General features: G+C 68.3%; 17 protein-coding genes. 8 read left to right on the forward strand and 9 right to left on the reverse strand.

What is annotated here, in order from left to right; all coding sequences use genetic code 11:
- The first annotated feature begins 22 nt into the window (after window positions 1–22).
- Together WBG06_RS04555 and WBG06_RS04560 are read left to right on the forward strand one after the other, a co-directional pair.
- Entirely contained in the window at window positions 23–469 is a 447-nt protein-coding gene (locus WBG06_RS04555) for a nitroreductase family deazaflavin-dependent oxidoreductase (RefSeq protein WP_336735329.1), read from the forward strand.
- 68 nt (window positions 470–537) lie between these two features.
- The gene (locus tag WBG06_RS04560; protein WP_336735330.1) at window positions 538–1155 is read left to right on the forward strand and encodes an ACT domain-containing protein; all 618 of its coding nucleotides are present in this window, start codon (window positions 538–540) and stop codon (window positions 1153–1155) included.
- A 144-nt stretch (window positions 1156–1299) separates the two neighbouring features.
- Here WBG06_RS04560 and recD read toward each other — a convergent pair whose 3' ends face one another.
- From recD to WBG06_RS04585, 5 genes are all read right to left on the reverse strand, one after another.
- A complete protein-coding gene (gene recD, locus WBG06_RS04565) occupies window positions 1300–3057 on the reverse strand; it encodes an exodeoxyribonuclease V subunit alpha (protein WP_336735331.1) in 1758 nt (585 codons plus the stop codon).
- Window positions 3054–6326 carry a UvrD-helicase domain-containing protein gene (locus tag WBG06_RS04570; protein ID WP_336735646.1) on the reverse strand — a complete coding sequence of 1091 codons (3273 nt, stop codon included), beginning with the start codon at window positions 6324–6326 and terminating at the stop codon, window positions 3054–3056. Before WBG06_RS04570 ends, recD begins: the two co-directional genes overlap by 4 nt.
- Before the next feature lie 2 nt (window positions 6327–6328).
- Entirely contained in the window at window positions 6329–9697 is a 3369-nt protein-coding gene (gene recC, locus WBG06_RS04575) for an exodeoxyribonuclease V subunit gamma (protein WP_336735332.1), read from the reverse strand.
- Between the two features lie 102 nt (window positions 9698–9799).
- On the reverse strand, window positions 9800–10234 hold the full coding sequence (locus WBG06_RS04580) for a hypothetical protein (protein WP_336735333.1): 435 nt from the start codon (window positions 10232–10234) through the stop codon (window positions 9800–9802).
- 162 nt (window positions 10235–10396) lie between these two features.
- Window positions 10397–10759 (reverse strand): hypothetical protein, encoded by a 363-nt coding sequence (locus WBG06_RS04585; protein WP_336735334.1) that lies wholly within the window; start codon window positions 10757–10759, stop codon window positions 10397–10399.
- Window positions 10760–11099: 340 nt separating this feature from the next.
- Here WBG06_RS04585 and WBG06_RS04590 point away from each other — a divergent pair, with 340 nt between their 5' ends.
- From WBG06_RS04590 to WBG06_RS04610, 5 genes are all read left to right on the forward strand, one after another.
- Window positions 11100–11561 (forward strand): hypothetical protein, encoded by a 462-nt coding sequence (locus WBG06_RS04590; RefSeq protein WP_336735335.1) that lies wholly within the window; start codon window positions 11100–11102, stop codon window positions 11559–11561.
- Window positions 11562–12218: 657 nt separating this feature from the next.
- Window positions 12219–12929: a hypothetical protein gene (locus WBG06_RS04595; RefSeq protein ID WP_336735336.1), complete on the forward strand. Its 711-nt coding sequence runs from the start codon at window positions 12219–12221 to the stop codon at window positions 12927–12929.
- A gap of 265 nt (window positions 12930–13194) precedes the next feature.
- Window positions 13195–13569: a hypothetical protein gene (locus WBG06_RS04600; RefSeq protein WP_336735337.1), complete on the forward strand. Its 375-nt coding sequence runs from the start codon at window positions 13195–13197 to the stop codon at window positions 13567–13569.
- Window positions 13566–14648 carry a hypothetical protein gene (locus WBG06_RS04605; protein ID WP_336735338.1) on the forward strand — a complete coding sequence of 361 codons (1083 nt, stop codon included), beginning with the start codon at window positions 13566–13568 and terminating at the stop codon, window positions 14646–14648. The genes WBG06_RS04600 and WBG06_RS04605 overlap by 4 nt, the downstream gene beginning before the upstream one ends.
- A 35-nt stretch (window positions 14649–14683) precedes the next feature.
- Window positions 14684–15616 (forward strand): hypothetical protein, encoded by a 933-nt coding sequence (locus WBG06_RS04610; protein ID WP_336735339.1) that lies wholly within the window; start codon window positions 14684–14686, stop codon window positions 15614–15616.
- Between the two features lie 57 nt (window positions 15617–15673).
- Here the strand turns inward: WBG06_RS04610 and WBG06_RS04615 are convergent, their stop codons facing one another.
- A complete protein-coding gene (locus tag WBG06_RS04615) occupies window positions 15674–16069 on the reverse strand; it encodes a RidA family protein (protein WP_336735647.1) in 396 nt (131 codons plus the stop codon).
- 107 nt (window positions 16070–16176) lie between these two features.
- On the opposite strand from WBG06_RS04615, the gene WBG06_RS04620 reads away from it, so the two are divergent.
- Window positions 16177–17148 (forward strand): helix-turn-helix transcriptional regulator, encoded by a 972-nt coding sequence (locus WBG06_RS04620; RefSeq protein ID WP_336735340.1) that lies wholly within the window; start codon window positions 16177–16179, stop codon window positions 17146–17148.
- Between the two features lie 6 nt (window positions 17149–17154).
- Here WBG06_RS04620 and WBG06_RS04625 read toward each other — a convergent pair whose 3' ends face one another.
- The 3 genes from WBG06_RS04625 to WBG06_RS04635 all read right to left on the reverse strand — a co-directional run bounded on the left by WBG06_RS04625 (window position 17155) and on the right by WBG06_RS04635 (window position 20095).
- Entirely contained in the window at window positions 17155–17652 is a 498-nt protein-coding gene (locus WBG06_RS04625; RefSeq protein ID WP_336735341.1) for a PGPGW domain-containing protein, read from the reverse strand.
- Window positions 17653–17711: 59 nt separating this feature from the next.
- Window positions 17712–18086 (reverse strand): DUF805 domain-containing protein, encoded by a 375-nt coding sequence (locus WBG06_RS04630; protein ID WP_336735342.1) that lies wholly within the window; start codon window positions 18084–18086, stop codon window positions 17712–17714.
- Window positions 18087–18253: 167 nt separating this feature from the next.
- A complete protein-coding gene (locus WBG06_RS04635) occupies window positions 18254–20095 on the reverse strand; it encodes a phosphoenolpyruvate carboxykinase (GTP) (protein WP_336735343.1) in 1842 nt (613 codons plus the stop codon).
- Between the last annotated feature and the right edge of the window lie 115 nt (window positions 20096–20210).

Raw genomic sequence — 20210 nt, forward strand, 5'->3', positions numbered from 1 at the left:
GCACCGTGGTGTTGTAGTGGGCATGACCGAACTGCAAGGTGAATACATCCCGAGCACGGCCGACTGGGTGCGCGAGCAGGTTGCCGCGTTCGAGGCCTCCAACGGCGCTGAGGCCAACGTCCTCGAGCGCGACGGCAAGCCGATCATCCTGATCACCAACCGGGGCGCCAAGACCGGTGCGATCCGCAAGACCCCGCTGATGCGCATCGAGCGCGACGGCCGCTACCTCGCGGTCGCGTCGTGGGGTGGCTCCGACAAGAACCCCGCCTGGGTGGCCAACTTCCGCAAGCACCCCGACATGGTGCTCCAAGACGGCGGCACCAAGAAGGCGTACGTGGCCCGCGAGCTCTCCGGTGCCGAGCGCGACGAGTGGTGGGACTACGCCGTGAAGACCTGGCCGACGTACGGCGAATACCAGCCCAACACGTCGCGGGTCTTCCCGCTCTTCCTGCTCGAGCCCGCCGACTGACCGGCGAGCATTTGACCGGCGCGTAACCCGGACAGTCCCACGGCTGTCGGTTCGCGACGCTAGGGTCTATGGCCATGCCGTTCCTGCTACGCGTCGAGCTGCCCGATGTCCCGGGTTCACTCGGTCGCCTCGCCTCTGCCATCGGTGAAGCCGGCGGTGACATCGAGGCGATCGAGATCGTTGAGAAAGACAAGCACAACGGCCGTGCGGTCGATGACGTGCTACTCGAGACCGCGCCAGGCTCCATGCCCGACTCGATCGTCTCAGCGTGCAACGAGCTCGAGGACGTCCACGTGGTCTGGATCTCCCGCTACGCCGCGGGCGGCAACCTCTTCCTCGACCTCGAGGCCGTCGAGGACCTCACCGAGAACGCTCACGAGGCCCTCGACCGCCTCGTGGACGTGCTGCCCCTGACCTTCCGTGCCGACTGGGCAATCCGCGTCCACCGCGTCAAGGGGATCAGCCGGTCCACCGACGGCGCCCCCGATAACGTCCCCTTCATCGAGCTCGACCGCCCCGAACGGATCGAGGTCGAGGGCGAGGACGAGAACATGTTCGCCGGCGCCCGCATCGACGGCAACGAGATCGTCATCATCGGCCGCCGCGGCGGCCCCGACTTCCTCGACTCCGAGCTCGCCCGTCTCGGCCACCTCGCCTCCCTCGCCACCTCGATCGCCCGTTCCTGACCTGCCGAAGCGTCAGTTCTGCGGGCCGAAGCGTCAGCCCCGTCGGTCGAAGCGTCACCTCGGGCGGTCGAGGTGGCCCGTGTGACGTCTCGGCCGACGTACGCGACTTCTCGGCGGTCGGGGGCGACGCCTCGGTGCGAGGACTCAGGTGTGGCCGAGGCGCTGGCGGAGGCCAGAGGCGCGTTGGGCGCGGCGGGTGATGGCGGCCGTGACGGCGTCGGGGGTGCCGACGACACGTACCCGCTCCTGGGCTCGGGTCACCGCGGTGTAGAAGAGCTCGCGGGTGAGCAGGGGCGAGTCGTCGGGTGGGAGCAGGACGGTGATGGACCTGGCCTGGCTGCCCTGGGACTTGTGGACGGTCATCGCGTGCAGGGTCTCGATGTCGCCGAGGCGTGAAGGGGCGTACGTCGCGCCGCCCGCGATCGCGACGCGGAGGTCTCCGGCGGCGTCCTGGTAGGTGACGCCGGTGTCGCCGTTGAAGAGACCGAGGCCGTAGTCGTTGGCGGTGACGAGGACGGGGCGGCCCGGATACCACTCGTGGCCCCAGCCGACACCGAGAGCCTCGCCGGTGGTCTCGGCGAGGCCGCGCTCGATCAGCCGGTTCCAGTGGGCGACGCCCCAGGGGCCGTCGCGGTGGGCGCAGAGGAGACGCGACTCGTCGAGCATGCGCACGCAGCGCTCCGCATCTCCCACCAGCGCGGCCTCGTGGAGGGCGACGCCGTGGGCGACCAGGTCGCGCTCGACCTCGGCCATCCGGTCCTCGTCGGTGGGATCGACGAGCTCGACCGCCGGGTCGTCGGAGCGAAGCACGTCGAGCGCCGCGTCGGCGTCGCCGTCCCGCAGCGCCGCGGCGAGGGCACCGATCGCACCGCCGAAGCGATGAGTGGTGCGGAGCGCGGCGACGGCATCGGGTGAGCGCACGGCGAGGCCGGCGACGAGATCTGAGAGCACAGCCCCGGCCTCGACGCTGGCGAGCTGGTCGGGGTCGCCGACGAGGATCAGCCGCGCCTCGGGGCGTACGGCCTCGAGCAGCCGGGCCATCATCGTCAGCGACACCATGCTGGTCTCGTCGACGACGATGACGTCGTGCGGCAGCCGGTTGGTGCGGTGGTGCTTGAACCGGGTCGACGAGCCGGGTCGCCAGCCGAGCAGCCGATGAAGGGTCGACGCGGTGAGACCTGAGAGCCGGGCGCGGTCGGCCTCGGTGAACTGTGACGCCAGCTGGGCGCCCTCGACCGCTTCCTGAAGTCGTGCGGCTGCCTTCCCGGTCGGCGCGGTCAACGCAACGCGCAACGGCGTCGACGACTGCTCGGTGAGCAAGGCCAGCAGGCCGGCGACCGTCGTGGTCTTGCCGGTGCCGGGGCCACCGGTGAGCACTGTCGTCGACTGGCGGGCGGCAGCGAGCGCGGCGGACCGCTGTTCGGCGTAGCCCTCGCCCGGGAAGAGCCGGGCAGCGGTCGCTTCGAGCAAGGTCTCGTCGGCCACGGGTCGCGGTGAGGCCAGGCGGCCGAGCAGGTCGTCGCGTACCTGTCCCTCCTCGCGGTGGTAGCGGTCCAGGTAGAGCAGACCGTCCTCGACCTGCACGACAGACGTCGCCGCGAGCGGGCTCTCAGCAACGGCCTCCAGCCAGCCGGCCGCCGTCGGCCACGGCAGCGTCTCCTCGGTCTCCCGCAGCGCGGCCAGGTCGACGCAGACCGACCCGTGACGTACTGCTCGGACCGCCAGCGCCAACGCGAGCCGCACCTCGTCGCGCTCCTCGCCGGCGAGCGCGGCGGCGCGGGTCGCGACGTGTACGTCGGCAGCGGTCAGCACACCTTCCTTGTTGAACGACTCCAACAGCCCGGTGGCGGACCGCGCCAAGCGCGCGTCGAAGGGGTCGTCGGACTCCCAGCGCTCGATCATGGGGCCACTCCGTCCAGCAGGTCGGACAGCGCGACCGCCAAGGATGCGGGCGGCTGCCAGGTGAAGACGCCGGTCGGGATGCCGTCGACGACCGGGGTGTCCGGGCCGAGCATCCCGCGCACGTAGAGATAGAGCACGCCGCCGAGATGCTTCTCCGGGGCATAGCCGGGCAGGCGCCAGCGCAGGAAGCGGTGAACCACCGCGGAGTAGAGCAGCGCCTGCAGCGGGTAGTGGGAGTGCAGCATCGCCTCGGCGAGCTTCGGCTGGGTGTAGTCCATCGCCTCGACGCCGAGGAAGTTGGTCTTGTAGTCCACCACGACGAACCGGCCGTTCGGCAACCGCAGCACCACGTCCACCGAGCCGGTCAGATAGCCCCGCAGCGACTGCTCGCCCAGAGGCGGTGCCTCGAGCCGATCGGCGTAGGTCACCATCGGGTCGTCGGCCGGAAGGTGAGCGCGCAGGAGCGGGGCGAGGTCGCGAAGCCGCACGTCCGGTGCACCGGGCCCGCGCCTGTCGCCGCCCGCCAGCGGGATCTCGAAGTCGAGCTCGCGCAGCCGGTCACGCAGCGGGATCTCGGCCAGGGTCAGCCCGTCGGCCAGCGGGCCGAGCGGGGTCAGGTTGAGCGGCAGCATCGCGGTCGCCAGGTCCTCGGCCGACGCCGGGACCGGCCACCAGCGCAGCTGTTCGCGGGTCTTCACCAGCAACTCCTCGGCCAGGTCGGGAGCCTGCGGGTCGGTGTGCTCGAGGACCGCATGGACCAGCGACCCGAAGCCGGCACCCTTCGGCAGCTCGGCCATCGGCGAGAGGTGCTCCTGCTCCGCGGGGACCTCGCCGAGGTCGACGTCGTCGACGACGGGCTCGTCGTCCGTGCCCTCGACCTCCGGCTCGGACGTCGCTGCGACACCTTCGTCGACCCGGATGAGGCCGGAGTAGGAAGTGCGCCGCCACTCGGCATCCACCTCGCGCGTGAACGCCCGCGCGGCGAGCGCGCCGACGGACGGCGGGCGCACCGATGCGACCGCCGTCGCCACGACGGAGGGCTCGGCGGTCGGCCCACCCATGTTCTCGATGAGACCGAGAACCCGCTCGGCGTAGGCGTCGTCGAAGACCTCTTGTGACGCCGGCACCTCGGTGACGCCGGGCTGTCGCCCGAACAGCAACCGGTGGAGGCCGCCGGTGGCGGTGTTCGCCGTCGGCGCCCACCAGGCGACGACCTGTGACTGGGCCCGGGTCAGCGCGACGTACAGATCTCGAAGCTCCTCCCCCAGCTCCTCGGCCTGGTGACGGGTGAGGTGCTGCGCCCACTGCGCGCCGGCCCGGGTGACGTCGATCGTCCGCTGGCCCGCGTCGTCGTGGAATCGGGCGACCTCCGGGTCGCGCACGAAGAAGTCGTAGGCGAAGGGCAGGTAGACGACCGGATATTGCAGCCCCTTCGAGCCGTGCACCGTGACGATCTGCACCGCGGCGGCGTCCGAGTCGAGCCGCCGCGGCCGTTCGGTCGCCGCGGATCGCCTCCGCTCGTCGCGGAACCAGGTCAGCAGCGCCGGCAGGCCGAGCGAGTCGCGCACCGAGATGTCGTGGAGCAGCTGCCCGAGATGACGTACGTCGGTGAGCAGCCGCTCTCCGTCCGTGCGACCCAGCACGCGCGCGGTGAGTCCGCGCTCCTCGGCCGCCTCGATCAGGGCGGCGACACCTCGACCACGCAGCAGCAGCGCCCAGCCACGCAGCGTGTCGGCGATGCGCGAGGTCAGCGTCTCACCACCCGCGTCGAGCTCGGTCGCGGTGTAGCCGAAGAACACGCTCAGACCGGCCGCCCGCACCAGCGGCGTCCGGTGGGGTGAGTCGAGCGCCTGCAGCAACGCCAGCCAGTCCTCGCCGGCGGGAGTCAGGAACACGTCTCCGCCGCCGGCCATCACCGCCGGGATGCCGTGCTCCTGCAGGACCCGCTGGACCAGCAGCCCGTGTGACCGGACGGCGACGATGACCGCGACGTCCCCGGCCTGGATCGGCCGATCGCACCAGGTCGCTCCGGAGCCGAGCAGCTCGGCGATGTCGCAGGCGAGGTCCCGGGCGATGTGGGTGCGGGCATCGCCGGCGGTGATCATCTTGCCGCGGGTGAGCTTGAAGCCGGTGCGACCGACTCGTCGCATCCGGAACGGTGACGGATGCGGGGCGCCGACAAGCCGGGAGCCGGCGTGGTGGGCCTTCACGTCGTGGACGACGATCTCGGGAGAGCCCAGCGCTGCGCCGCGCAGGACGACCTGGAGCCGCTCGACCAGCGGTGCGTCGCTGCGCCAGTTGGTGTCGAGCGTCGCCTGCGTCTCGGCCGTGCGGGCCGCGGTCAGGTAGGTGAAGACGTCACCGCCGCGGAAGGCGTAGATCGCCTGCTTCGGGTCACCGATCAGGACCAACGTCGCATGTCCCGAGAAGGCTCGTGACAGCACCTGCCACTGCACCGGGTCGGTGTCCTGGAACTCGTCGACCAGCACGATCTTCCACCGCTGCCGCATCCGTGCCCGTGCGGGCGCGGAAGGATCCTCCAGCGCGACCGCGAGCCGAGAGAGCAGGTCGTCGTAGGAAAGGACGCCGCGCAGCTGCTTGCGCCGGTCGACCTCGGCCCGCACCGCCTCGGCGAACCGCACCCGGGCACCTGCGACCGGATCCTCGGTCGGCGCCGGGGCGAGCACCGACTGCGGGTCCTCGACCGCGGTGCGCGCCAGGCCGAGCGCATCGTCGCGGTCGAACGGCGGGCGCTCCTTGGCCTCGCCGAACCACTTCAGGTAGAGGTCGTCGACGACCTCGACGACGAGCTCGTCGAGCGAATCGACCAGCTCGGCTCCGGCGTCGGTGTCACCGGCCACGCCGAGCGAGCGCAGCACGAGCTGGCAGAACTGGTGGGTCGTCGCGATCGTGGCTCCGTCGAAGGAGGCGAGCGCGTCGCGCACCCGCTCATGGCGTAGCCGGACCTCGTCGTCCGTCACGTCCAGCAGCAGCTCGAGGTGAGCGTCGAGCGGGCTCGGGCGCTGCCCGGCGACCGCGGCCGCGAACGCCCGCTCGGCCTCGACCAGGTGAGAGCGCACCCGGTCGCGCAGCTCCTGCGAGGCGGCACGACCGAACGTGATCGCCAGGATCTCGTCGAGGGTCGCCTCCCCTTCGACGACGTAGCGGGTGACCAGGGCGCCGATGGTGAAGGTCTTCCCGGTGCCGGCCGAGGCCTCGATCAGGGTGGTGCCGGTCGGAAGAGGGCCGGTCAGGTCGAATCCATCCATGCTCACCAGCTCCCCTGCTCGGCCGTGAGCAACGGCGACCAGACCCGCATCGCGAGCGCGCCGAAGCGGGAGGTCTCGCCGTCGAACTCTTCGCCGGGCTCGGGCGGATCACCCAGCCCCGGGATCGCGGACTTCGCACCCCAGGCTCGCACCTGCTCCACGTCGGACTCCTCGCCCTCGAACCGTCCGTCGTTCCACTCCCAGCCGGCCTTGTAGAGCGCATCGTCGACGCCGGCCTGGGTGCGCCGTTGGCGGGCGTAGGCGAGCGACGTCTTCAGCGGCAGCGGGAGCGGCGCGGAGAGCCCCTTGTCGCGCAACCGCACCAAGTCGCGCAGCACGTCGATCGCGGTGTGGTCGAGCGGTCCGAGCTGGGAGAGCCCGAACGGCGTACGCGATCTGGAGTTGCCCGGACGGCCCAGCGTCCAGGCGCTCCAGGCGCGGTCCTCGTCGGAAGCCGCCAGCGCGACCAGCTGCAGCCACGACTCGATCCGCTGCTTGGCACCGAGGCGGGAGTAGGTCACCGGGACGAGCCGGTCGCCGTAGACCTGGGGAACGGTGCCGGTCAGTCGCCGTCCGTCACCGAGGTCGACCTCGACGTCGACGGCCCGCGCCTGTCCGGTCGAGATGGCCGTGTGGCGTACCCGCAGCGCTTCGGCCGCGATCGGCTTCGCCTTGGAGACCACATCGGTGAGGATGCGCCAGCCCAGCCACTTCGGAGGGAGTACGCCGCGGCGCCACTCCTGCTGCGTCGCCTGCTCCTCCGACATCCCGGCGAGCAGGTCGTGGAGGAGCCGGTCGCCCACCGACCACTGGCCCAGGCCGTCGAGCTCGACCGGCAGCCCGTCGGAGAGCGGGTCGTCGTCGCGGGGAAGCGCCAGGTCCAGCCGGTCGCGGAAGAACGCCCGCACGGGGGCGCGGTAGAAGGCCAGCAGCTCCTCGAGCGTCACGTCCCCGGCCGGCTGGGGCGCCAGCGGGGCGGGCAGGAGCTCCGGCGGCTCCACGCGCGCCGACACCGCAGCCCGGGCTCCGGCCGCCGCAGCCTTGTCGAAGGAGAAGGGGTGATCTCCGGTGACCAGCTTCCCGGGCGTCAGGTTGCGCGGGTCGAACGGCTGCAGCGGGTGCCTGGTCGTCACGACGTTCTTGACCGGCGTCCCGTCCGAGCAGACCGCGGTCGCGTCCAGCGCGTCCAGCAGCTCCCCCAGGGGCACCGCCGGCGGTCGCGGCTGGCCCGAATACTCGTTGGCACCCGTGTAGGTCACCACCAGCGTCTCGGTCGCCGCCAGCAGCGCGTCGAGGAACAGCTGCCGGTCCTCGCTGCGCAGGTCGCGCTCCCCGGTCTGCGGGTCGCGGGCCAGCAGGTCGTCACCGTCGGTGATCCCGACCCTCGGGAACACCCCGTCGTCCATCCCCAGCAGGCACACCACCCGGTGGGGCACCGACCGCATCGGCACCAGCGTGGACACCGTCAGCGTCCCGGTCCGGAAGTTCGCACGCGTCGCCCGCCCGGCCAGCCGGGCCCCCAGCAGCGCACGCACGTCCGGGAGCCGCAGCTCGTCGACCTCGTGCCCTGCCGCGGCCTCCCGCACCCGCGAGAGCTCTCTCGTCACCTGGCCCGACTGCCACTCGTCGTTGGCCGAGACCGATGTCAGCGCAGAGACGCCCTCCTCGATCACCTTCAGCCAGTGCGCCAGCGGATGGACCCCGGCCAGCTCGTCGGTGATCTCCCGCAACCGATCGACGAGCTCGGCGAACTTCCCGGCCAGCTCGACGCTGCCGCTGCCCACGTCGTCCAGCGGCAGGGTCGTGTCCAGCCAGGTCGCCGAGTCCTCGGACATCGCGACCCCGGTGAGGATCCGGTCGATCCCGAAGCGCCAGGTGTTGGCGACGTACGTCTCCAGCCCGAAGGGCTCGCGGTGCTCCGCGTCGAAGCCCCATCTGATCCCGGCGTCCTTGGCCCAGTCCTCGAGCTGCTCCAGCGCGTCGTCGTTGAAGCCGAACCGGTGCCGCACCGGGTCGAGATGAGCGAGATCGAGCACGTCGCTCACCCCTGCCCGGCCGCCCGCCAGGTCGAGCAACCGGGTCGCCACGTCCAGGAGCGGGTTCGTACGCGTCAGCGACCGGTCCGCCAGCTTCACCCGCAGGTGGTGAGCGGGATGTCCGGTCTCTCCCGTCATCTCCCCCAGCCCGAAGCCGGCCTCGATCAGCGGCGCGAAGGTCTCGATGTCGGGACACATCACGAGCACGTCCCGCGGCTCCAGGGTCGGGTCGTCCTCGAGCAGGCCGAGCAGCACCTCGCGGAGCACCTCCACCTGCCGGGACTCACCATGGCAGGCGTGCACCTGGATCGAACGGTCCGCCGGGTCGAGCACCCGGTTCGCCGCATCACCGACCGTGTTGCCGCGGATGTCCTCCTGCAGCCACCCGAGCAGCCGGCCGCCGGCCTCGAAAGCACCGTCGGTGATCGAGCTGCCGGAGAACGCGTTCAAGGAGCGCTGCAGCTCCCGGGTGTCTCTCCCCAGCGTCGCCAGCAGCGGATGTCCGACCGCGTCGTGCGACCGGTCGGCCGTGCGGGCGACCGTCCCGTCCAGCCCGGCGAGCGCCTGCCAGAGGGTCTCGGAGGGGTGCGGCAACCACAGATGCACCTCCCGGTGCTCCCCCAGCGCTGCCACGAGCTCGACGTCGGTCGCGGAGAGCCGGGTGTGACCGAACAGCGAGACCCGTTCCGGCAGCTCGAACTCCTCCGGCTTCTCCTTCAGACGTACGACCGTCGCCGCCTGCCGCTCCAGCGGCGTCGGGCCACCCACCAGCTCGGCGACGGCTCGCCACAACGGCGGCTGCCACGCCAGGTCGTCCGCGATCTCCGCCCCGAGCCCGTCCGTGTCCCGCCCCGCGCTCCAGTCGGCGACCACCGCCGGCCGTTGGTCCGCGTACGCAGCGAACAACCGCGCCAGCCTCCGGGCCAGCGCCAGCCTCCGTCCCCGCCGACGTACCCCTTCTTCTGTCGTGTCTCCGTGTCCCAGATGCAGCGCGAGCGGCTTCGCCCACGGCTCGTCCAGCGACGCGTCGATCGCCGACAGCACCGGCCAGGTCAGCGACTCCGGCGCCCACGGATCCTCGTCCCCCGTGCCCGCGACCTCCGCGAACAACGACCACGGAGACCGGAAGTCGACCCCCGCACAGATCCCATCCGACCGCCCGTCCGCTGCCCCGAGGCGATGGGCCAGCCGCTGCGACAACCACCGCTCCACCCCTCGCGCCGGCACCACCACGACCTCCGTCGCGAACGGGTCCTCTGCCGGCACCGACAACAGCTCGCCGAGCGATTCGGCGAGCAGATCGGTCCGCGGCGCGCGGTGCAGATGTACGACCACAGACCGCAACCTATCGGGCGCCACCGACAGGGGTCGTCAAGGCTCGGAGTGCATCCACCTGACCGTTCGATCTGGATGCACTAAACTAGGACAGTTGCACGTTCAGGCCTCGAACTTGAATGACGGCATCACTTGGTTGACCAGCTCATCGATCTGCTTCGGGTTTGCCAAATCGTTGAGGAACGTCCACGTCACAGTGACCCTAGAACCGTCGATGACGGCCCCATAGGTGTCGATGGTGTTCGTGTCGTTCCCCTCGCGGACGTGGAAGAACGGGACACTCCCATACTCGACGTCGGGCATACGCTTCGCACCTGGCCGCTTCATGACGTTGGCAGCCAGTGCTTCGGTGTTCTCTGAAAGCGTGATGCTCGCATCCAAGAGCCCGAAGCCAGGCGAATAGCCGAGATCGTCTTTGGGGGCGCTGATCATCACCCTCGACGACTGCGCCTGCTCGACCTTCCAATCAGCAGGAGCCGACAACTGGGCGCCATTGACCCCCGCCACCTGTGATGCCGCGGGCGACTCGGTGCTCACTGCGGATTCCTCGGCTGCTCTCGGCGGCGTAGTTCCACCCGCTTCCTCACCGGCGCGCCCGCACGCCCCGACAGCGACGGCGACGATTCCAGATAGAACGAGTGCGACGAAACGGCGGGCAGCGAGGCCTCGAGGACGTGACGACACGCTTCGAGTCCGCCCTCAGCCCTCGAACTTGAACGTCGGCATCACCTGATTGATCATCTCGTCCATCTGCTCTCGGCTGGCGAATTCGTTGAGGAATGTCCACGCCACGCTGGCCTCTGAGTCCCCGATGACCGCCCCGTACTCGTCGTAGGAGTTGACGTCGTTCGTGCTGCGCAGGTGATAAAAAGTCACTCCCCCGTACTCGACATCGGGGAGGCGCTTGGCATCTGGCTTGGAGCCTTTGAGGATCTCTAGGGCGGTCGTTGCCAACTCGTCTGTGTTCGCTGAAAGCGTCATGTCTGCGTCGAGGACCCCAAAACCGGGCGAGTAGCCATCGGCATCCTTGGGCGCCCCGATCACGGGGCTCCCGTCCTCCATCACGACAGTCCAACCGTCTGGGGCGGTGAACTGAGCCCCGTCGACTTCAGCTACGACACCGTCGGACCCCGCTGCGGTCTGAGACTCCGAAGCTGTCGGACTTGATGGGCTCGACGCCGTTTCGGGCCCGGACGGGTCGTCCTTGCTGCCGCCACATGAGCAGAGCACCAACCCAGCCGCGATCGACACAGCAGACAGAGCGAGGCGTCGGGACAAGGGCGTCCGAGATCCAGTCATGTCGGAGAGGATAGTGGGCTTCGCCTTGATCATTGACCGTGACGATCCAGTGCAAGGTGTTTAGACTTTGCCCACCGCTTGCACATACTCGGGGGAGGCCGACATGGCAGGACCAAAATCTACTGGCGCTGACGAGGCCGTGGTCAACCGGATCAAGGCTGTCCTCATGGAGTCGAAAGACGAGATCTACAAGGTCCACGTCGACAAGCCAGCAGCCGAGTCCCTCGGAAGCAGCGCCACCGCCGGCCGACTTGAGAAACTCATGAACCGCGCGACCGACAGGATCAACTCAACACTCTCAGAGACCAACGAGGCGCTGGTCAACTTCGTCGACGGTCTAGATGACGCTGTGCGCGAGGCAAAGAAGGCTGATGCAGATGCCGCAACGGCTTTTCGCAAGTTGGACACAGCAGCCGATCTGATTAGCAAGCCGTTCTTCGAAAACTTGATGAAGGACGACCGCCTCAACCTGCCTGACATCCCCTTGCCGTTCTTCCCGCTGTCCGGCGAGACGCTCGAGGAGATCGCGTCGCGCTCCGAGTACGGCCAGAATCAGGAAGGCTGACCCATGTCCGTTGTCAAGGGTCCGATGATGTCTGTACTCAGGGAGTACGTCGCCAGAGCGAACCCCGACGACGTCGAGGCTCGGTTGAAAGACTGGGAGCAGGCGGCAAGAACGATGCGACGCGTAGCTCAGGACCTAGAAGCCGCGGCCAACAACTTGCCGAAAGCGTTCGAGGAGACGTCGCTCACCACCGATGCAGCACAGAGGGCGTTCAGGGATTCCGCCCGGAAGTTGACCCACAAGGTCTCTCAGCTAGACGCAGCGATCCAAGCACTCGGTCAAGCTCAGGGGACGACCCGTACCGCCAAAGAGAAGCTCGCCCAACTCGAGGCCTCTCTTCCCACCAACCATGGCCCGGCGCCCGACCCCTCGAGCCCGAAGTATGCGCAGACCGGGACCGGCGTCGACTCTGCTCAGGCGGTCCAGAATCAGAAGGCACTTCAGTCGGACCGCGCTGCCTACGCGGCGCGAGAGCAGGCGATCGCAAACGCCGAAGCGGCGGCGGCTCAGCAGATCCAAGTGGTCGACAAAGACAATTACACCGCTGACCCTCCTGTTCGCGCGATTACGGACGAGCCGAACTCTGACCCCGGAAGCTCCCCGGCAACCCCATCGTCGCCTGGCTCCTACAGCGACATCGCCGCGGCCCGGGCCCGGATGGCGTCCTACAACTCAGGCACGCTCTACCCGAACGGCTGGGGTCACGAGCTGATCGCCCAAGAGAAGGCGAACATCGCGGCGTACGAGGCTGAGAACAAGCCGGAGTGGAACGGTACGCAGTGGGTGAACGCCGACGGCTCGGCGGCACCTTCGACGTCGTACGCGATGGTCGAGACCGCTGACGGGCTCGCCCCGCTCGGTGGCGGGACGAGCGGCATGACCGCGCTCGCGATCGGTGGCGGCGGGGCCCTTCTCGGGGCTGGTGTGGCCAAGGCGCTCGCCAACAGGTTCGCCGCCGGCGCGTCGGCCAAGGCGGCGACGGCGAGCGCGACGTCGAAGTCGGCGACAGCCAGGTCTGCAGCGGCCAGAGCCGGCGCTGCCGGCGCCCGGTCGGGTGCCGGAGCCGGAGCCGGCGCACGAGGAGCCGGCGCGGGCGCACGCGGTGGTGCGGCAGGTGCTCGCGGCGCCGGCGGCCGAGGCGGGGCGACCGGAGCCGGCAGCCGCGCCGGACGCGGCGGCGTCGGAGGAGCCGGTGGCCGTGGCGGCAAGAAGGACGACAAGCGGGGCAGCCAGAACCAGGACTGGCAGGCCGACTACAGCGACGACTGGACCGAGTCCGCGAGCGACGTCTTGGACCCCAACGCCTCTCGCGGCTGGACGCCGAACGTGCCAGAGGACGACGCCGACAAGGACGGTCGAAAGGCCTAGGTGCACAACGGACTTCCTTCAAGGTCGATGTCAGCTCTTCGACGGAAGACCAGCCACCTAGGCGTGACGGATCAAGCGCTCAAGGCGTCAGCGAATCCACCGGTGGATCCAAATGCAGCAATTCATCTGAAGCCTGTTTAGAACGTCGAGATTCGGGTATGACGACCTTGACAGGTCTTCCAGGCAGAACGCCGCAGACCTGCATGACATCTCGGGCAGCGTGGTGGCCCGGCCACCACGCGGAAGTTGGCTAGGAGTTTGGGGCATGACTGTCAAGGCAGATCTCAACGCAATGTACCGGGCAGGAAAGCAGGAGTTTCCTGCGCATGCGCGCCGACTGGGCGAACTTGCCGCTGCCATGTCCGACGCGACCGGTACGTGGCAGACAGCCGCGGTGATGGCGGAGTCTCCCCCAGGGTTGGTCGACGCGATCGATCTGAACGTCCAAGTTCACCATCTCCTTCGGCGGGCAGTGATGACCTGGAACGACGCAGGCCAGACGATCGTCTCGATCACCGACGGGTTTGTCGCCGCAGATGAGCGGGCAGCGGCAGATGCGCGACGGTTGGAGGATGGCTTGGGAACCAAGCCGTTCCGACCCTCTCCCGTGCCGCCCAAGCTTGAGGAGAATCACGGATGACTCGGATTGACGGAGGCGGCTCTTCGGGCTTCTCCCCCGAACGATTCAGAACAGTCACTGATCAGATCGAAGAGCTGCTCGCCGACCTGATGGGAATCGAGGCCGCCGCACAGTTCATCCGCGACTTCAACGTTCGGACAGCGTCTGGGGACGCTGAGAATGTCGCACCGACTGTCCGTCCCTTGACGATCCCAGCAAAAACCGCGTTTACGGTCTACCCCACCCTTCCGATGATCGTGGACGGCGACTGGCAGTCGCTGGTCTCGCAGGCCTTTGAAGCGGGCAAGGGCGGCGCGGCCGCCGTCGGACCATGGTTGCGGAGCCTGGTCTCGAGGTTCAACGACGTGGACGCGACTGGTCTGGTGAACTCCGCGGTGGCGCAAGGAGCAGCGCTGGAGACGATCAGACACTCCCACGTAGAGCATTGGGCGAACGTAACGGTTCTCGTAGACAACAACTGGGAGGGTGGCGCGAGGGACGAGTTTGAGATCTGGGCCGAGCAGGTTACGCCTGTCGAAGACGTCCTGCTCACCGCGGCGGGCTTGGCGCATGCCGCAGCCGCAGCGTGCGGCAACGTGATCGGTCGATCGCAGTCCGCGATGATGGCTCAGGCAGAAGACGCCAAGGAAGCGCTGGAGGACACCCTGGAACAGTGGAGGTCAGCCGGCGACGATTTCCCGTATCCACCCGGGGTGTCGATTCCGTTGTCCCAGGTCATGAGTGACGTTGAAGGAAAGGTGAACGAGGTCATCGGAAGCATCCCACTCGTCGGCGACTTCCTTAGGGACAAGGCGACGGGCAAAGCCGGCAAGGCGCTCAAGTACTGGGATGTCGCAAAGACGGCGGTCGAGTTCGGCGACTCGCGCAACAAGACGGAGACACCGCAGCCAACCGCCGAGGAGTATCTCGACGCACTCGAGAAACACTTTCGCAGGATTGACGAGGACGCAGAGAAGGAGTTCAGCGCCGCCCAGGAGTCCGTCGCCACGGTGGCAGACGAGGTGGACCGCTATTTCGGATACCTGCGCCTTGAGAGGCTCCCCGACCCCAAGAACCCGGGCGGAGAGTTTCAACTATGACGAGTCGGCCCAGGACCTCGGTGGTTCATCTGTCGATGCTGTTGCTTCTGCTAGTCGTAGCCGGTTGCTCGGACGACAGTGTCGAACCGAAACCAGACCCACCCACGTCTGAGGGCTCTGCGGAATCGATTCCGACCGGATCGGCGTCGGAGGTTCGCGAGTCGTTGAGCCGCCTTGATCCTTGCGGGCTGATTGAGCCACTTGTGTCGGATTCCTCGGACCGCAGGGTTCAAGGCGATCCCAACAGGTGCACGGTTCCCGCTGGTGCGGGTTACCTAGCCGTGGTGGTCGGTGTCCCCTTCGATGAGGCCGATCGCGCGAAGGCCGATAACCCTGCGAACCGCCTGGAAGCGCTTGATGTCGAGGGGTTGAGGGCGTACAAGACGTCATTCAGCGACTCGCAGAGCTGCTACATCACCTTCGCGGTGGGCGCACATCATGGGATCGCGATCGAGTCCGACGACCACTGCTCGACGGCCGAGGATGCTGCGACCGTGGTCGCGACACAACTGCAGTCGGAGGATCCACCGCTGCGGCCCCGATCAGATCCCCAGAACCACACGGCCTGCGGACTACTCGGGAGCGCTTATGAAGGTGGAGTCGAACCCACGGAGGCCCCCGGGGGGCTGAGCAGCTGCTCATCGGAGTCAGACTCGACCGTCGAGGGCATCGAGCTGAACATCACATACATGGACATCGATCTCGACGCCTTCTCTGCGGAGGACGGTGAGCGGACCAGAGTCGCGGGGAGGGACGTGTTCCTGAAGACCGAACCGGCAGACTGCGTCGCGTACACGATCCTTGGCAAGACCTCGGCGAAGCACGCCGCGGGGCCGAATGTGCAGCTTTCTATGGGTGGCGAAACCTGCGACTCCGTCACGTCACTTCTCCCCGACGTGACCAAAGCATGGGCCGCCGCCCCGCCGGATTCGGGCGACTTCTCGCAGTATCTCGTACGGATCCGGTGACCCGAGCTGGCGCCGCTCGACATCCGACGCCAGCTCCAGTACGTGCTCATCAGCGTCTCACGCGACGGCGGTACCCTCGAGCTCGACCATCTGCCCGGGGACGGCCAGGCGAGTGACGCCGAGCATGGTCGTGGCGGGAGCCACCTGGGCAGCCCCCAGTCGCGAGGCGAGGACGCCGTAGTGCTGGAAGAGCAGGTCGACGTCGGTGGTGTAGACGTTGAGCCTGACCAGGTCGGCCAGCGCCATGCCGGCAGCGCCGAGCACGGCCTCGAGGTTGTCGAGGCTCAGACCGATCTGGGCGGCCATGTCGCCCTCGTGCCGCGGCTTGCCGTCGGCACCCATCGCCGTCTGCCCAGAGCAGTAGAGCGTCCTGGTGACCCCGGTGACCAGTTCTGCCTGGTTGAAGCCCAGCTCCACTGACCACGTGACCGGGTTGACGGCCGTCCGTTCGATTGCCACATCGGCTCCGTTCAGCTCAGACGGGGACCATCCCCGTTCTCCGTCCAGCCTGGCAACGAATCACGACATCTCCTGTCAGGTATTTCGTTAGAGTTCGGGACGTGCGTGCCGACCGGCTGGTCTCTCTGGTGCTCCTGCTGCGGCAGCGTGGGCAGCTGACCGCAGACGTCCTGGCCCGTGAGCTCGAGGTCTCGACCCGTACGGTGCTGCGCGATATCGAGGCTCTCTCGGCGGCCGGCGTCCCGGTCTACGCCGAACGCGGTCGTCACGGCGGCTTCTCGCTGCTGCCCGGTTTCCGGACCGAGCTCACCGGCCTGAACCACGACGAAGCCCTGGCGCTGCTCACTGCCGGATCAGGTCGTGGTGAGCGGATCTTCGGACTCGGCTCGGCCCTCTCGTCGGCGATGCGGAAGGTCGTGGACGCGCTCCCCGAGAACCATCAGGCGGCGGCGAGCAACGCCGCACAGCGGTTCCTCTTCGACCCGGAGACCGACCTCCTCTCCCGCCGCCTGGAGGTCGACGAGGTTCCCGACGACACCGTCGCCGCGGTACGTCGGGCGGTCCTCGCCGGACACCGGCTGCGTCTCCACTACGCATCGCGCGGTCGAGCGCCCCGCTGGTGCGACGTCGATCCGATCGGCCTGGTCACGGTGCGGGAGAAGGGCTACCTGCTGGCCACCGAGTCCGGCACCGACCGTACGTTCCGGATGTCTCGGGTCCTGGCGGCGTACGAGCTGGAGGAACCCGCGGCACGACCGGACCAGGTGGATCTCGAGCGCCTCTGGGCGGAGCGCTGCGCTCAGTTCCTCTCCGAAGGGCACATCCCGGTTCGGGTGAGGGTCGACCCCGGCCGCCGTGACCAGCTGCTCGACATGGCCGAGGCCATACGCGCCGAGGAGCCCGACCAGGACGGCTGGACGCGGCTCGAGGTGACCTTCCAGGATCTCTGGCACGCAGAGTGGGCGATGTGGCAGCTCGGCACCGGTGCCGAAGCACTCGGCCCGCCCGAGCTACGTGCGTCCCTGCGGCAGCGAGCCCAGGCGCTGGCAGACAGCTACGAAGAGCCTCTGTGAGGCGGTTCAGGCGACCTTGTTCATCTCGCCCGAGTGCTCGATGTCCTCGTCGAGCTGGTGGCGGGCGTCGGGGTGGCCGTGGAAGTGCTTGTAGGAGTAGGCAAGCACGGCCAGGGCAATGGCACACGACCCCAGCAGCGTGACGCCGGTCCAGGCGCCACCGAGCAGCCAGAAGGTCGCCTCGAGCGGCCACCAGTGGGGCGCCGGCGGGCTGACCAGGAAGACGATGCCGACGGCGCCGATGGAGAGCGCGCCGAGCGTGGACAGGACGATCCGCGGCCAGGTCTCGACGCCCTCGGCAGCCCCGCGCAGCGCCCGGAGACGGACCGGCTCGACGTAGCGGCGAGCCCAGGCGTACTGGCGAGAGAGCACGGCCAGACCGCCGAAGAGCATCAGCAGCCCTGGGCCCGGCAGCACCATCGCGGCGATCCCGGCGACCACGAGCAGCCAGCCGAGGGTCTCGTAGGCGAGCCGCTTCGCTGCGGCTCCTGCGAGGGACTTCATGCCAATAGCCTGCCATTCCGGGACAACCCCGAGAACAATCAGGGGAATTTTACGGCCACTCATGCGGCCAGGTCGTACTTGACACCCTCGGGGCTCGGGAAGGTCAGCCACAGCACCGCGAGAACGATGTCACCGATCACCGGCACGATCAGGACGAGCTGCCACCAGCCGGAACGGTTGATGTCGTGCAGCCGGCGGGTGCCGAGCGCGATGGTCGGCACGAACGCCGCCAACGCATAGAGACCGACCACGACGCTCACCACGTCGTTGCGCGCCAGCACCAGGACGATGAGCATCAGAAGGTTCACGAGCATCGGCCAGATCAGCTCAGTGCGACTGGCGCGACCCGAGAATGTCGCGTACTTCTTCCAGAACCGCGCGTACGCCTCGGTGATCGAGGCAGCACGAAGCGGCTGGTCCATGGGGATCGTCACGGGCAGGAACCTTAGGTCGGGGAGATCGGCTACGTAAATGACTGGCCGGGCATCTGTCCCGAATCCGGGCAGAGTTCATCGTCCCGTCGACAACGGATGCGGACACAACCAGAAGGGGCGGCGTACGGACAAGAAGTTCCGTACGCCGCCCCCGGTTGTGGTCTCGATCAGCCCTGAGCAGCCTCGTCGATGGCCGCAGCGACGCGCTTGTGCGCCTCCCAGATCTCCTCGGGAAGCTTGAACTGCTCGAGGTGCTTCTCCCGGAAGCCCATCTCCTGCTTCCAGCGAGCCAGGTCGAGGGAGAGGATCCGGTCGAGGTCCCGCTGCGGCAGCTCGAGGCCGCGCAGGTCGAGCTCGTCCTCGGTCGGGATGACGCCGACGGGGCTCTGCTGGCCCTTGACCTCACCCTTCTTGAACTGGAGCAGCCACAGCAGCGCCCGCACGTTCTCGCGGTAGCCGGGCCACAGGAAGTGACCGTCCTCGGAGTCACGCTGGAACCAGTTGACGTGGGCGAAGACCGGCTTGTCGGTGGCCTCGCCGATGATCTTCAGCCAGTGGCGGGCGTAGTCGCCCTCCTCGTAGGCGAGGAACGGACGCATCGACATCGGGTCGTAGCGGAGCACGCCCTCGAGGCCGTCGGCCGCGGCGGTCGCCTCGGCACCCAGGGTGAGGCCGTCGTAGACGCCCTCGGCCACGTCGGTGATCGCGCGGATCAGCGGCTCGCGGTCACGGGTGCGGCCACCGAAGATGATCGCGTCGATCGGCACGCCGGCGGCGTCGTCGAAGTCGGGCGCCGCGTTGGGCACCCGCGAGATCGGCGTGGTGAACCGGGAGTTGGGGTGGGCCCAGGGGTCGCCGAGCTCGTCGTCGATCCGGTCGGCGATGCGCTCGCCCTTCCAGTCGATCCAGCCGTCGAGGTCGTCCGGGTGGTGCTTGGTGAGCCCCTCCCACCAGACCTCCTGGGTCTTCTCGTTGTAGGCGACGTTGGTGAAGATCGCACCCGAGCCCGGCAGGATCGCCTCGATGGCGCCCGGGTTGGTCTTCTCGTTGGTGTCCTTGGCGACACCGAAGACACCGTTCTCCGGGTTGAAGGCGCGCAGCTTGCCGTCCTCGCCGACCCAGATCCAGGCGATGTCGTCACCGTAGAAGGTGACCTCGTAACGCTCACCGAGGGCGTCGGGCGAGAGCGTCATCGAGAGGTTGGTCTTGCCGGAGGCGGACGGGAAGCCGCCGACGACGTGGAACTCCTCGCCGGACTCCTTGTCCTTGATGCCCAGCAGCAGGAACTGCTCGGCCAGGAACTTGCCGGAGGCGCGGCCGTCGTAGCAGGCCTGGCGCAGACCGTGGGCGATCTTGCCCAGCAGCGCGTTGCCGCCGTAGGAGGAGCCGTAGTGGAGGATCGTACGCTGGTCGGCGACCGTCGCGAACAGACGCTGGTCGTTCTCGGTGCCCTGCCCGAGGTTGGGCAGGTCGCCGGTCACGTGCACCGCACGGACGAAGGAGCTCGGGTCCGCGAGGTTGTTGATGTAGTCGATGCCGACGCGGGCCATCCGGATCATCTGCTGCACGACCGGGCGGCTGTCGGTTAGCTCGACACCCGCGGCGTACGCCTCCAGGGGCGAACCGACCGGAGCCATCAGGTAAGGGATGACGTACATCGTCTTGCCCTTGGACGCGCCGGTCATCCGCTCGGTGAGCGTCTTGACGGTCTCGTCGGCAGGCTTCCAGTTGTTGTAGACGCCCTTGTCCTCCGGGTTGGAGGTGGCGACCACGGTGCGCTCCTCGGAGCGCGCGGTGTCCTTGCTGTAGGAACGGCTGTAATAGCGACCGCCCGTGACCGGGAGGAGCTCACCGGCCTCCAGCGACTCCTGAAGGAGCCGCTCGTCGTCGGCTGCGCTGACAACCTCGATCCGCTCGGCCCCGGTCACCCCTGCCCAGTAGGAGACGTACTCCCGCACATGAGGATTCGTCAGCCCCGCCTCATCGAGGACCTTGTCCACGTCAACCATTCCGACACCCTTCAAAAGTTTCGCCGATTGCAGGCACGTTACCCCAGTTGAAGAGGCCTCCAACCGGGGTACCGTGCACCAGAGTGGGTCATCGATCACGGGCCTGGACAATTGA

The sequence above is a fragment of the Nocardioides sp. CCNWLW239 genome, assembly GCF_037137035.1.
Taxonomy (GTDB): Bacteria; Actinomycetota; Actinomycetes; order Propionibacteriales; family Nocardioidaceae; genus Nocardioides.

Excerpts from the sequence above, each read along its gene's own strand:
- WBG06_RS04555 (WP_336735329.1), top strand. The coding sequence starts at position 23 with ATGACCGAACTGCAAGGTGAATACATCCCGAGCACGGCCGACTGGGTG.
- WBG06_RS04560 (WP_336735330.1), top strand. The coding sequence starts at position 538 with ATGGCCATGCCGTTCCTGCTACGCGTCGAGCTGCCCGATGTCCCGGGT.
- recD (WP_336735331.1), bottom strand. The coding sequence starts at position 3,057 with ATGATCGAGCGCTGGGAGTCCGACGACCCCTTCGACGCGCGCTTGGCG.
- WBG06_RS04570 (WP_336735646.1), bottom strand. The coding sequence starts at position 6,326 with ATGGATGGATTCGACCTGACCGGCCCTCTTCCGACCGGCACCACCCTG.
- WBG06_RS04585 (WP_336735334.1), bottom strand. The coding sequence starts at position 10,759 with ATGGAGGACGGGAGCCCCGTGATCGGGGCGCCCAAGGATGCCGATGGC.
- WBG06_RS04590 (WP_336735335.1), top strand. The coding sequence starts at position 11,100 with ATGGCAGGACCAAAATCTACTGGCGCTGACGAGGCCGTGGTCAACCGG.
- WBG06_RS04595 (WP_336735336.1), top strand. The coding sequence starts at position 12,219 with ATGGCGTCCTACAACTCAGGCACGCTCTACCCGAACGGCTGGGGTCAC.
- WBG06_RS04600 (WP_336735337.1), top strand. The coding sequence starts at position 13,195 with ATGACTGTCAAGGCAGATCTCAACGCAATGTACCGGGCAGGAAAGCAG.
- WBG06_RS04605 (WP_336735338.1), top strand. The coding sequence starts at position 13,566 with ATGACTCGGATTGACGGAGGCGGCTCTTCGGGCTTCTCCCCCGAACGA.
- WBG06_RS04610 (WP_336735339.1), top strand. The coding sequence starts at position 14,684 with ATGCTGTTGCTTCTGCTAGTCGTAGCCGGTTGCTCGGACGACAGTGTC.
- WBG06_RS04625 (WP_336735341.1), bottom strand. The coding sequence starts at position 17,652 with ATGAAGTCCCTCGCAGGAGCCGCAGCGAAGCGGCTCGCCTACGAGACC.
- WBG06_RS04635 (WP_336735343.1), bottom strand. The coding sequence starts at position 20,095 with ATGGTTGACGTGGACAAGGTCCTCGATGAGGCGGGGCTGACGAATCCT.